This window comes from Demequina zhanjiangensis, assembly GCF_030418315.1.
GTDB classification, from domain to species: domain Bacteria; phylum Actinomycetota; class Actinomycetes; order Actinomycetales; family Demequinaceae; genus Demequina; species Demequina zhanjiangensis.
Genome location: NZ_JAUHPV010000003.1, coordinates 268055 through 280344, shown reverse-complemented (window position 1 = coordinate 280344; position 12290 = coordinate 268055). Strand labels below are relative to the sequence as shown.

10 protein-coding genes are annotated in these 12290 nt (G+C 70.8%); 5 read left to right on the top strand and 5 right to left on the bottom strand.

Annotation, left to right across the window (positions count from 1 at the left end; all coding sequences use genetic code 11):
• Positions 1 to 46: 46 nt before the first annotated feature.
• The gene (locus QQX04_RS06645) at positions 47 to 1162 is read left to right on the top strand and encodes a TDT family transporter (protein WP_301127425.1); all 1116 of its coding nucleotides are present in this window, start codon (positions 47 to 49) and stop codon (positions 1160 to 1162) included.
• Here the strand turns inward: QQX04_RS06645 and QQX04_RS06640 are convergent.
• Complete coding sequence (locus tag QQX04_RS06640; RefSeq protein ID WP_301127423.1) at positions 1146 to 2204, bottom strand: quinone-dependent dihydroorotate dehydrogenase; 1059 nt, start codon at positions 2202 to 2204, stop codon at positions 1146 to 1148. The genes QQX04_RS06645 and QQX04_RS06640 overlap by 17 nt on opposite strands.
• Here QQX04_RS06640 and QQX04_RS06635 point away from each other — a divergent pair.
• Positions 2198 to 3655: a leucyl aminopeptidase gene (locus QQX04_RS06635; RefSeq protein WP_301127421.1), complete on the top strand. Its 1458-nt coding sequence runs from the start codon at positions 2198 to 2200 to the stop codon at positions 3653 to 3655. The genes QQX04_RS06640 and QQX04_RS06635 overlap by 7 nt on opposite strands.
• A gap of 90 nt (positions 3656 to 3745) precedes the next feature.
• Here the strand turns inward: QQX04_RS06635 and QQX04_RS06630 are convergent, their stop codons facing one another.
• Both QQX04_RS06630 and QQX04_RS06625 read right to left on the bottom strand, forming a co-directional pair.
• Complete coding sequence (locus tag QQX04_RS06630; protein WP_301127419.1) at positions 3746 to 4186, bottom strand: NUDIX hydrolase; 441 nt, start codon at positions 4184 to 4186, stop codon at positions 3746 to 3748.
• Entirely contained in the window at positions 4183 to 4521 is a 339-nt protein-coding gene (locus tag QQX04_RS06625; RefSeq protein ID WP_301127417.1) for an oxidoreductase, read from the bottom strand. Before QQX04_RS06625 ends, QQX04_RS06630 begins: the two co-directional genes overlap by 4 nt.
• Before the next feature lie 93 nt (positions 4522 to 4614).
• On the opposite strand from QQX04_RS06625, the gene lpdA reads away from it, so the two are divergent.
• Genes lpdA through QQX04_RS06610 form a run of 3 tightly spaced genes read left to right on the top strand, consistent with a single transcriptional unit; the run spans position 4615 to position 8691 of the window.
• Positions 4615 to 6000, top strand: a complete 1386-nt coding sequence (lpdA, locus tag QQX04_RS06620) for a dihydrolipoyl dehydrogenase (protein WP_301127415.1) — start codon at positions 4615 to 4617, stop codon at positions 5998 to 6000.
• A 24-nt stretch (positions 6001 to 6024) separates the two neighbouring features.
• Positions 6025 to 7794, top strand: a complete 1770-nt coding sequence (sucB, locus tag QQX04_RS06615) for a 2-oxoglutarate dehydrogenase, E2 component, dihydrolipoamide succinyltransferase (protein WP_301127413.1) — start codon at positions 6025 to 6027, stop codon at positions 7792 to 7794.
• Between the two features lie 6 nt (positions 7795 to 7800).
• Positions 7801 to 8691: a TIGR01777 family oxidoreductase gene (locus QQX04_RS06610; RefSeq protein WP_301127412.1), complete on the top strand. Its 891-nt coding sequence runs from the start codon at positions 7801 to 7803 to the stop codon at positions 8689 to 8691.
• On the opposite strand, the gene QQX04_RS06605 is transcribed toward QQX04_RS06610, so the two are convergent.
• Positions 8678 to 9952, bottom strand: coding sequence for a serine/threonine-protein kinase (locus tag QQX04_RS06605; RefSeq protein WP_301127410.1), 1275 nt, complete (start codon positions 9950 to 9952; stop codon positions 8678 to 8680). The genes QQX04_RS06610 and QQX04_RS06605 overlap by 14 nt on opposite strands.
• Positions 9953 to 10016: 64 nt before the next feature.
• On the bottom strand, positions 10017 to 12242 hold the full coding sequence (locus QQX04_RS06600) for an MMPL family transporter (RefSeq protein WP_301127408.1): 2226 nt from the start codon (positions 12240 to 12242) through the stop codon (positions 10017 to 10019).
• Positions 12243 to 12290: the final 48 nt, after the last annotated feature.

The window sequence follows — 12290 nt, the reverse complement described above, 5'->3', positions numbered from 1 at the left end:
GGAAGTCACCCTACCGGGACGCCCGCCGCCTTGGAACGCTTGACGCATGAGCCTCCGCGCAGCCCGACCCGCCGTGACCCCCAACTGGTTCGCCGTCGTCATGGGCACCTCGATCCTTGGCACCGCCGCCGCGACGCTCCCTGTCTCCGGCCCCGCCCTCGACGTTCTCGCCTGGGTCGCGTGGGCGCTCGCCACGCTCGCGTTCGCTGCTGCCGTCCTCACCACGGCCGCCCACTACCTCGACGACCGTGGGGCTGTCCGCCGCTACCTCGACGACCCGAGCATGGCGCACTTCTTCGGTGCGCAAGCCATGGGTCTGCTCGCCTACGGCGCCGCCACGCTCGTGGTCGCGTCACCGCTCCTGGGCGAGCAGTGGGCGGTGGGGATCGATGCCGTGCTCTGGGTGCTGGGCACGCTCCTCGGGCTCGCGACCGCGATCGGGGTGCCGGTCATCGCGTTCACCCGCCACCAGGTCGCCGACGACGCCGCGTCGGGCGCCTGGCTCATGCCCGTGGTCCCCCCGATGGTCTCCGCGGCGACGGGGGCGATGCTGCTGCCCTACGTGGACGGCGAGCTCGCCCGCACGCTCGCGGTCGCCTGCTACGCGATGTTCGGGCTCAGCGCGCTCGCCGCGATCATGGTCATCGCCTCGCTGTGGAACCGGCTCGCGCACCGGCAGATCGGGGCGGCCGCCGCGGTGCCGACGCTGTGGATCGTCCTCGGCCCGCTCGGGCAGTCGGTCACGGCCGTCGGCATCCTCGCCGACCACGCCTCAAGCCCACTCGGGATCTCCAGCCGATCGCTGCTCGTGTTCTCGATGCTGTACGGCATCCCGGTGATGGGCTTCGCGCTCATGTGGCTCGCCATCGCGCTGGCGATCACGGTGCGGACGCGACGCACGGGATTGCCGTTCACTCTCGCGTGGTGGGCCTTCACCTTCCCAGTCGGCACGTGTGTGACAGGCGCGAGCCAGCTCGCGCGACACACGGGTTCGGCGGCGATGACCGGGCTCTCGCTCGGCCTCTACGCTCTGCTGATGGCTGGCTGGTTCATCGCTGCGACCGGCACCTACCGCCACTACGTGAGAGGACGACGCCTCACGGCAGACCCCGAGACGGCCGACGCGGGCGCGGAGCCGGAGCCCATCACCGCCGCGGCGTGACCCCTGCGTTGATCCGCGCGGGCCAGGCTGGTCCCTCGTATACGAAAGCGGTGTAGCCCTGGAGAAGGGTCGCTCCCGCGTCGAGCATCGCCTGAGCGTCCGCGACCGTGGTGATCCCACCGACGCCGATCAGGCACATCTGCTCACCCACACGCGCGCGCAGGCGCGCCATCACCTCGAGCGCGCGAGGCAGCACCGGCGGCCCCGACAGCCCGCCAGGGCCGCGGTCGTGCCCGATCGTGGTGTTGGTCGCGACGATGCCGTCCAGGCCGAGCTCGACAGCGAGGTCCGCAACGGCGTCCACGTCCTCGTCCGCGAGGTCGGGCGCGATCTTGACCAGCAGCGGCACATGCCTGTCGCCCACTGCGTCGTCCGCAGCGGCGCGCACGTGCTCCAGGATCGGACGGAGCGCCTCGGTCGACTGCAGGTCCCGCAGGCCCGGCGTGTTCGGCGAGGAGACGTTCACCACCAGGTAATCCGCATACGGCGAGAGCAGCCGAGCCGAGTAGCCGTAGTCCGTCGGCGCCTCCTCTGCCGGCGTCACCTTGGTCTTGCCGATGTTCACGCCCAGGATGACGCGCTTGCCCGCCCTGTGGCTGCGCAACCGTGCAAGGCGGCGTGCCACCGCGTCGGCCCCGTCGTTGTTGAAGCCCATGCGGTTGCGCAGGCCCCGCACATCCTTCTCACGCCACGACCGCGGCTTCTCGTTCCCCGGCTGCGCCCGCGCCGTGACCGTGCCGATCTCGATGTGGGAGAAGCCGACCGCAGCGAGCCCGGGGACAGCCTCCGCGTTCTTGTCCATGCCCGCCGCAAGGCCGAGCGGAGCATCGAAGTCGAGCCCCAGCGCGTGCACCCGCGCGGACGCCGGCGGCGAAGGGAAGACCCACCTGCCACCGAGCATGCGCAGCACGCGCCCGCCGTACCTGAAGCCCGCCACCGCGAAGCGGTGAGCGAACTCCGGATCCATCCGATAGATCACGTTCCTGAGCACGAGGTCGTACATGGCTCCACGGTAGTCGGCGATAGGCTCGAGCCATGACATCACTGAACGCCACAAGCGACATCGTCACGTCCATCGCGGCCGACGCCCTCATCCTCGGGGTCGACGCAGAAGGCACGATCCTCGCGCACCCGCAGGTGCCCGCCGAGGCCCTCGTCCCGCTCCAGGAGGCCGCCTCCCTGCTCGACGTCAAGGGCAAGTGCTGCGCCGTCACCGTCCTGCCGGGCACCGGCACCGGCGCGCGTCGCGTCGTGCTCGTCGGCATCGGCGAGGGCAGCGCACGCGAGCTCCGCGAGGCCGCAGGCACCGCGGCCCGCTCGTGCGGGAAGGACCCCGACTCCGTGGTCGTCGCCATCCCCGCCGCGGACGACGCCGGCTACACCGCGATCGCCGAGGGCGCCGTGCTCGGCGCCTACTCGTTCCGCGACTACAAGACCGACGCGGAGCCCGCCGAGGGCGAGGAGCCGTGGGCCGGAACCGCGTGGAGCGTCGCCGGCGCGTCCGAGGCCGCGATCGAGCGCGCCTCGATCCTCATCGCCGCCATCGCAGGCGTGCGCGACCTGGTGAACACGCCCCCGCGCGACATGTTCCCCGGCGCCGTCGCCGCGATCGCGCAGGAGCTCGGAGCGCAGACCGGTGCCGAGGTCACCATCTGGGAGCCCGAGCAGCTCGCCAAGGAGGGCTACGGAGGCATCCTCGGAGTCGGCATGGGTTCCGCACGGCTGCCCCGCCTGGTCCGCGTCGAGTGGGCCCCCGAGGACGCCAAGGCGCACGTCGCGCTCGTCGGCAAGGGCATCACGTTCGACACCGGCGGCATCTCGCTCAAGCCGCCGAAGGGCATGGAGACCATGAAGTCCGACATGTCGGGCTCCGCCGTCGTACTGCACGCGACCCTCGCCGCCGCGCGCGCCAAGCTGCCCGTCAAGGTCACCGCCTGGCTCTGCCTCGCCGAGAACATGCCCTCCGGCACCGCGCAGCGCCCCTCCGACGTCATCAAGATCTATGGCGGCAAGACCGTCGAGGTCATGAACACCGACGCCGAGGGCCGCCTCGTCATGGCCGACGGCCTCGCCCGCGCCATCGAGGACAACCCCGACGTGGTGCTCGACGTCGCCACGCTCACCGGCGCCCAGGGCGTCGCGCTCGGCTCACGCACCTCCGCGGTGATGGGCGACGACGCGATCCGTACCGAGGTGGCCGACGCCGCCGAGCGTGCAGGCGAGGACTTCTGGCCGATGCCGCTGCCCGGCCACCTCCGCGAAGGCCTCGAGTCGACCGTCGCCGATCTCAAGAACATCGGCGACCCGATGGGCGGAATGCTCTCGGCGGGCCTGTTCCTCAAGGAGTTCGTCGGCGACACCCCGTGGGGTCACCTGGACATCGCCCGACCCGCGTTCAACGAGGGTGCGCCCTGGGGCTGGACCGTGAAGGGCGCCACCGGTCACTCGGTCCGCACCCTGGTCGAGCTCTTCGAGCAGCGCGCACAGGCATAACCCAGCCACACAGAAGGCCCGCGACCCTCCGGGGTCGCGGGCCTTCGTGCATGCTCGTCCGTTCCAGCCACGCTGCGGGCGCGTGCCGGATCAGGCCGGCTCGGGACCCATGAACTTGATCAGCGCCTTGCGCGTGAACTCGAGGACCTGCATGTCCCGAAGCTCGCGCCTGGGCACCCACGCAGCGACGTCGGTCGTCCCGTGCTGCTCGTGCCGCAGCTCGCCCTTCACGTGAACCGGATAGCACAGCCGCACATGATGGAGCCTCAGCGAGCGCGCGGGGATCTCCATCACGTCCGAGAGGATCAGCGGCTTGCCGACGATGGTGGCCAGCAGCCCGGTCTCCTCCGCGACCTCCCTCGCGAGCGCGTCGGCAGGATGCTCGCCGAAGTCCACGCCTCCGCCGGGCAGGCTCCACTGTCCTGCGAAATCCGAGATCGCGGACGAGCGCGCCAGCAGCACGGCGTCTCCGCTCGCCGCCACACCGTAGGAGGCAAGGCGCGTGCGCTCCTCCCACTCGACGTCGGTCACAACGGCTTGCGATGCGTCTCGTTCCACTCGCGCATGCGCGACGGATAGCCCGAGAGGTTCACGTCGAACGCCGGAACCCCGAGCTGCGTCGCGAGCTTGCGCGCCGCCACCTCGTCCGGCACCTTGCGGCGCGTCCACTCCCCCGTGCCCGCGACGAGCACCATGGTCGTCTGCGTCACGCGCGTCGCCGGCTCGATGAACGCCTCACACCCCGGACGCGACGCCGCGAACTCCTTGAAATGCGCGACGGTCTGCGCCTGAGCGCTACGAGACGTGGAGCCGGACTCGGGGCTCGAGGGCTTCTTGGAGCCGAACAGCTTCGACAGGAACGACATACGCCCAGGCTATGCCACGGGCGTTGCGGTTCGCGTCAACCGCGCCAGGTGGCAAGATGGGCGGTACCGACTTCCTTACAAGGAGAACGAATAGTGTCCGAGTCCACCCCGCGCTCGTTTGATGTCCTCATCCTGGGAGGCGGCTCCGGCGGCTACGCCGCGGCGCTGCGCTCTGCACAGCTCGGCCTGACCGTCGGTCTCGTCGAAGAGGCCAAGGTCGGAGGCACCTGCCTTCACAACGGGTGCATCCCCACCAAGGCGCTGCTGCACGCGGCCGAGGTCGCCGAGACCGCCGCGCACGGCCCCTCCATCGGAGTCTCCACGACGTTCGACGGCGTCGACATGAACGGCGTGAACGCCTACAAGCAGGGCGTCATCGACCGCCTCTACAAGGGCCTCCAGGGCCTGATCAAGTCGCGCAAGGTCACCATGATCGAGGGCCACGGCACGCTCGTCGGCCCTGACGCGATCGAGGTGCGCGGCGAGCGCTACACCGGCAAGAACATCGTCCTCGCCACCGGCTCCTACGCCCGCTCGCTGCCCGGCCTTGAGATCGGCGGCCGCGTCATGACGTCGGACCAGGCGCTCACGCTCGACTACGTGCCCCGCTCCGCGATCGTGCTCGGCGGCGGCGTCATCGGTGCCGAGTTCGCCTCCGTGTGGAAGTCCTTCGGCTCCGAGGTGCACATCATCGAGGCGCTCCCCCACCTCGCCCCCAACGAGGACGAGTCCCTCAGCAAGGCCCTCGAGCGCGCGTTCCGCAAGCGCAAGATCGGCTTCACGCTCGGCAAGCGCTTCCAGTCGGTGACCCAGGACGCGAACGGCGTCACCGTCACGCTCGAGGACGGCACCACACAGCAGGCCGACATCCTGCTGGTCGCCGTGGGCCGCGGACCCCGCACCGCGTCGCTCGGCTACGAGCAGCAGGGCCTCAACATGGACCGTGGCTTCGTCCTCACCGACGAGCGACTTCACACCGGCGTCGGCAGCATCTACGCGGTCGGCGACATCGTTCCCGGCCTCCAGCTCGCGCACCGCGGCTTCCAGCAGGGCATCTTCGTCGCCGAGCAGATCGCGGGCCTCAACCCGCAGCCGATCATCGAGTCGAACATCCCGCGCGTCACCTACTGCGAGCCCGAGCTCGCCTCGGTCGGCCTCACCGAGGCCAAGGCCAAGGAGCAGTACGGCGCCGAGAACATCAAGGCCATCGAGTACAACCTGGGCGGCAACGGCAAGAGCCAGATCCTCAACACGCAGGGCTTCATCAAGCTCATCCGCGTGGTGGACGGCCCCGTCGTCGGCGTCCACATGATCGGCGCCCGCGTCGGCGAGCAGATCGGCGAGGCCCAGCTCATCGTCAGCTGGGACGCGCACCCGGAGGACGTGGCACCGCTGGTCCACGCCCACCCGACCCAGAACGAGGCGCTCGGTGAGGCTCACCTTGCGCTTGCCGGCAAGCCGCTGCACGCGCACGACTGATTCGACCAAGGGAGTTCCCAGCACATGAGCAACGACGTCACTCTTCCGGCCCTCGGCGAATCCGTCACCGAGGGCACCGTCACCCGCTGGCTCAAGAACGTCGGCGACACCGTCGAGGTCGATGAGCCCCTGCTCGAGGTCTCGACCGACAAGGTCGACACCGAGATCCCCTCGCCCTTCGCAGGCACCGTCACCGAGATCCTCGTCGCCGAGGATGAGGAGGTCGAGGTCGGTGCCGTGCTCGCACGCATCGGCGAGGCCTCCGAGGCGGGCTCGGCCCCTGCGGCCCCGGCCCCCGCGGCCGAGAGCGCACCTGCGCCTGCCCCTGCAGCCGAGAGCGCTCCGGCACCGGCACCTGCCTCTGCTCCTGCCCCGGCACCCGAGTCGGCACCCGCTCCCGCCGCAGCACCCGCTGCGGGCGGTCGCGACGTGACGCTCCCCGCACTGGGCGAGTCGGTCACCGAGGGCACCGTCACCCGCTGGCTCAAGAACGTCGGCGACACCGTCGAGGCGGACGAGCCCCTGCTCGAGGTCTCGACGGACAAGGTCGACACCGAGGTCCCGTCGCCGTTCGCCGGCACCGTGACCGAGATCCTCGTGGCCGAGGATGACACGGTCGAGGTCGGCGCGGTGCTCGCACGCATCGGCGACGGCTCCGCGGCTCCTGCTCCCGCCCCCGCGGCTGAGAGCGCACCTGCGCCGGCACCTGCCTCGGCTCCCGCACCTGCCGCCGAGAGCGCTCCGGCACCTGCGCCGGCGCCCGCCTCGGCTCCTGCGCCTCAGTCCGCCCCGGCACCTGCCTCGGCTCCGGCTGCGGCACCCGCGCAGGCCTCCGCACCCGCTCCTGCGGGCCAGGTCGGCGGCTCGGGCTATGTCACGCCGATCGTCCGCAAGCTCGCCGCCGAGCGCGGCGTGGACCTCTCGGGCGTCTCCGGCACCGGTGTCGGCGGACGCATCCGCAAGGAGGACGTCATCGCAGCCGCGGAGGCTCCCGCGCCGGCTCCGGCCGCTCCCGCGGCTACGGCTGCTCCCGCAACGCCCGCGGCACCGGCAGCGCCTGAGGCGAAGGTGTCGGAGCTGCGCGGCCAGACGGTCAAGATGACCCGCATCCGCAAGATCACCGCCGACAAGATGATGGAGTCGCTGCACGGCATGGCGCAGCTCACCTCCGTGGTCGAGGTCGACTGCACCAAGATCTGGGCGCTGCGCGCGAAGTCGAAGACCGCGTTCGCGGAGAAGCACGGCGTTAACCTCACGTTCCTGCCGTTCTTCACCCGCGCCGTGGCTGAGGCGCTGACCGAGCACGCGTTCCTCAACGCGTCGGTCGATGACGGCTCGATCGTCTACCACCCGACGGTGAACCTCTCGCTCGCGGTGGACACGCCGAAGGGCCTCATGCTGCCGACGCTCCGTGACGCCGACTCCAAGACGATCGTCGACCACGCCAAGGGCATCGTCGACCTCGCCACCAAGGCCCGCGATGGCGGTCTGGCCGCAGACGAGATCTCGGGCGGCACGTTCTCGGTGACCAACACGGGCTCCGGCGGCACGCTGTTCGACACGCCGATCGTCCCGTCCCCGCAGGTCGGCATCCTCGCGACCTGCGCGATCGTCAAGAAGCCGGTGGTCGTCAAGGGCCCGGATGGCGAGGACGTCATCTCGGTCCGCCCCATGGCCTACCTGCCGCTGAGCTACGACCACCGCATCGTCGACGGTGCCGACGCCGCCCGCTTCCTGCAGACCGTGAAGGCCCGCATCGAAGGCGGCGCGTTCGAGGACGAGCTCGACCTCTAGGTCCTGATGCGCGTCGTCATCTCAGGAGCCTCCGGGCTCATCGGCACCGCGCTTTCCGCTTCGCTGCGCGAGGGCGGCCACTCTGTGGTCGCCCTCGTGCGGCGTCAGGCCAGCGGTGAGCACGAGTCATCATGGAGCCCCGCCGCGGGTCTCGTCGACCACGACGTGATCGCGTCCGCCGACGCTGTCGTCAACCTGGCAGGCGCCTCGATCGGCGCGCGCAGGCTCACCAGCTCGTACCAGCAGGTGGTCAGGCAGTCGCGGGTCGACTCCACGACCACGCTCGCCAAGGCGATCGCCGACGCGAACCCGGACGCAGTCCTGCTCCAGGGATCCGCGATGGGCTACTACGGCTCCCGCGGCGAGGAGGCGCTGTCCGAGCGCTCGGCAGCCGGAGACACGTTCCTCGCCGACATCTGCAAGACGTGGGAGGCCTCGGCCGCCCCCGCGGAGGACGCGGGCGCGCGGGTCGTGTACCTGCGTACCGGCCTGGTCCTCGCTCCCGAGGGCGGGTTCGCCGAGAGGCTGCTCCCGCTCGTCCGCCGTGGCCTCCTGTCGGCTCTGGGGTCAGGATCCGCGTGGCATTCGTGGATCTCGCTCAAGGACGTGGTGCGCGCGCTCACCTTCCACCTTGAGTCGGATCACCATGGCCCGTCGAACATCGTCGCGCCTCTCGCAGTGCGCGACAGGGACCTGATCGCCGCGCTGTCCCACGCCGCCGGCAGCACTCCGGGCCTTGCCGTGCCGGACTGGGTGCTGCGGACGGTCGTAGGCCCCGCAGCCGAGGACCTGCTCTCCTCGCAGCAGGCGATCCCCGGCGTGCTGACCCGTCTGGGCTTCACGTGGACGCACCCTCAGATCGAGGACGCCGCGCGCTGGGTCGTCAGTTCGCGCTGACCTCGCTGACGCGCCATCGTCCGTGGTCGAGCACGAGCTCCAGCACGACTGACTCCGTGGCCGGCTCCGCATGCGTCGTCTCACCCGAGACGGTGACGTCGTAGCCGGACATCGTGTACTCGATCGCGACCACCGCGCTGTCCCCACCCTCCTCCTGCACCTGAGTGGCGTCGACGCTCACCTCAAGCCCGTCGTACACGAGGGCTCCTGCCGTCACAGAGGCCGATTGCTGCTCCGCACGTGCCCTCGCAGGCGTCCCCTCCGCCGTGGTCGCGAGCAGCGCGGTCGCGTCACCCGCGTCGAGCGCGTCGAAGCGCCGCTCGGTGAGGCGCGCGGCCGCCTGCGCAGGGTCGCCTGGGCCGATCGCCGCACCCGACTGAGCGAGGCCACGCGCGAGCGCCGCAGCGTCGCCGGTGGGGGCAGCAGAGGCCTCCGCCGAAGCGAGGAACGCCGCCGTGACAGTGAGCGCCACCAGAGCCGCGGCCGCTCCCCCGCTCAGCATCGCGAGCCTGCGCGGAGTCGTGGACAGGCGCGAGGCGAGCGCAGACCACCGGTCGGACGGCCGCTCCTGCCGCCCGACCGGTGGTCTTCGGGGACCGGTGGACGCGGGCTTCCCCTTCCCACGTCGCGCGCCCTCGGAAGCAGGCTCCGACGAGGCGAGGCTCTCGCGCATCCGGGATGCGACAGAAGGCCCAGGCAGCGCGACCGGCCGCTCCTCGGCCGCTCCAGGCAGAGCGCGCGCGACCATGGCCGCCGTAGGGCGGCCGGACGGATCGTCGGCGGACATCGGATCCGTCCACGCCGTCATGACATCCGCGTCCGAGGTCCGCGCTGATGCCCGCAACAGGCGCCCCAAGGCCGCGACGTCGTCGGGCTGAGTCGCACTCGCCACTCCGGCGCCCGTGTCGAGCAGCACGGCGGATCCCGAATCGATCAGGATGCTCTCGGCGTCCACGACGCCGTGTGCCATCCCGGCGCGGTGAAGCCGTGCGAGAGCGCGCGCGACCCGCGTGCCGACCCACACGCACTCACCGGCGCTGAGGGGCCCACTCGCGCGGATCACCTCGGCAAGCGTGACCCCGTGGCTCACGGGCATCAGGGCGATGACGGCATCGCCCTGCATGATCACCCGATCGGGGGCGCGCAACTCCTCGGCCCCAAGCGCGCGCACCACCTCGGCACGAGCGCCCGCGGCGACGTAGACAGCCTCGCCCACCCCGATGACCCGTCGGATCTGCGCGATCTCGCCTTCAGCAACCATGGACCTCAGAAAAGCAGCACGAAGCCGACCCGCGGAGGAAATCCACAGGCCGGCGTCGTACGGGTCAGTCCTCGATGCGCTTGTGGAGAGGCCACCAGGACAGGCGTCCGATGTCGGCGACCAGCCCCGGCACCAGGAGCGACCGCACCACGAAGGTGTCGATCAGCACACCGACGGACACGATGAACGCGATCTGCGCCAGGAAGATCAGCGGGATGACGCCGAGCGCAGCGAACGTGGCTGCGAGCACGATGCCCGCCGAGGTGATGACCCCGCCGGTGACGGCCAGCGCCCGGCGCATCCCCTCGCGGTTGCCGTGCACGAGCGTCTCCTCCCGGGCACGCGACATCAGGAAGATCGAGTAGTCGACGCCCAGCGCCACGAGGAACACGAAGCCGAGCAGCGGGACCGCCGGATCGGTGCCCGGGAAGCCGAACACGTGGTTGAACACCACCGCCGACAGTCCCATCGTCGCCGCGAAGCTGAGGACGTTCGCCAGCATGATCAGCACGGGAGCGAGCACGGCGCGCAGCAGCAGCATGAGCACCACAAGGATCACGAGCAGGATGGTCGGGAGGATCACCCGCAGGTCTCGCTCCGAGGTGAGACGCGTGTCGAGGGTCTCGGCAGCCTGGCCTCCGACCAGCGCGTCGGCATCGACGGCGTGCACCTGGTCGCGCATGTCCTGCACGATCTCGGTCGCCTCCACGGAGGACGCCGCGACCTGGGTGATGGCGACCACCTCGACGCGGCCGTCGACCACGAGCGGCTCCTCGCCCGGGACGACGCCGACCGGCGCACCCTCGGCGACCGACGGGGTGAGCAGGTAGGCCTGGTCCACGCCCTCGACGGCGGAGACGGTCGCGAGCATCTCGTCGGCGCTCTCCTCCGGGGCGATCACGCGGATCGGGGAGGTGGCCCCTGCGTCGAAGTGCTCCTCAAGCAGGTCGAAGCCCTCGATGGACTCCACCTCGCCCAGGAAGACGTCACGCTCGCCGAGGCCGCCCGACTGGAACGTGGGCAGGAGAGCCGCGAGGACGGCGAGCCCCAGCGCAGCCGAGGCCCAGATGACGCGCGGACGACGGTCCACGGCGCGGGACACCTTGCCCCACACGCCTGCCTTGGTCTCGAGCTCGGTGGTCACCTTCTCGCGCTCCGCGGGGCTGAGATCGGCGTGCACCGGGTCGGCGGGCGCGTCGTCACCCCTGTAGCGCGGCATCGCGGGCCAGAACACGCCTCGGGCGTGCTTGCCGCCGATCAGCAGGAGCGCAGGCAGCAGGGTGAGCGCCGCGGCGAACGACGCCACGATGCCGATCGCGCCCGCGGGGCCGAGCGACGAGTTCGACTTGAGGTCGCTGAGCAGAAGCACGAGCAGTCCAAGGACGACGGTGCCGGCCGAGGCGGCGATCGGCTCGAGCGAGCGCTTCCACGCGGTGGCGAGCGCGGAGTACGGCGATCGGGTGCGGAGCAGCTCCTCGCGGTAGCGGGCGACCATGAGAAGCGAGTAGTCCGTCGTCGCACCGACCACCAGGATGAACATGATGCCCTGGCTCTGTCCGTTGAGCGTGATCACGTCGTTCGAGGCGAGGGCGTAGACGAGGATGATGGCGCCGGTGAGGGCGATCATGGAGGTCGCGAGGACCAGGAACGGCAGCACCGGGCTGCGGTACACGATCAGCAGGATGACGAGCACGACGGCGAGCGCCACGAGCAGCAGGATGCCGTCGATGCCGGCGAAGGCCTCCGTGAGGTCTGCGACAAGGCCGGCGGGGCCGGTGACGTAGGCCTCCATGCCGAGGTCTGCCGCCTCCCACGCGTCGCGCAGGGTGTTGACCAGCACGGTGCCGAAGGACTCCTCGCCCACCTGCTCAGCGAACACGTCGGCGTCCACGGCGAAGGTGACGAGGGTCGCCTCGCCGTCCTGCGAGGCGACGGCCTGCGGGCCCATGCCGCCGGGGCCGGTGAGGATGACGTCACCGATCGTGCGCCCCTCGGGGTCGCCCTCGAGCGGCTCCGCGAGGACCTCGTCGACGAAGCCCTGCACCGTGGCGACGTCCTCCGCGGAGCCACCCTCGACGACCATCAGCGCGGGTACGGACTCGGACTGGACGAACTCGGCGTGAGCCTCGGCGGCCTCGGTCGACTCAGCGGTCGCGGGCAGGAACGCTGCGGAGTCGTTCTCCTGCACGTCCGACAGCTGGCCGAAGGTCTGTCCTCCCGCTCCTCCCACGCCCAGCCATGCGACGATGGCGAGCAGAACGAGGACAGGTCTGATCCAGGTGTGCTTCACAGCGGGTCTCTTCCTTAAGGCTCTGGAGTGAACACTTGACTAGGTCTT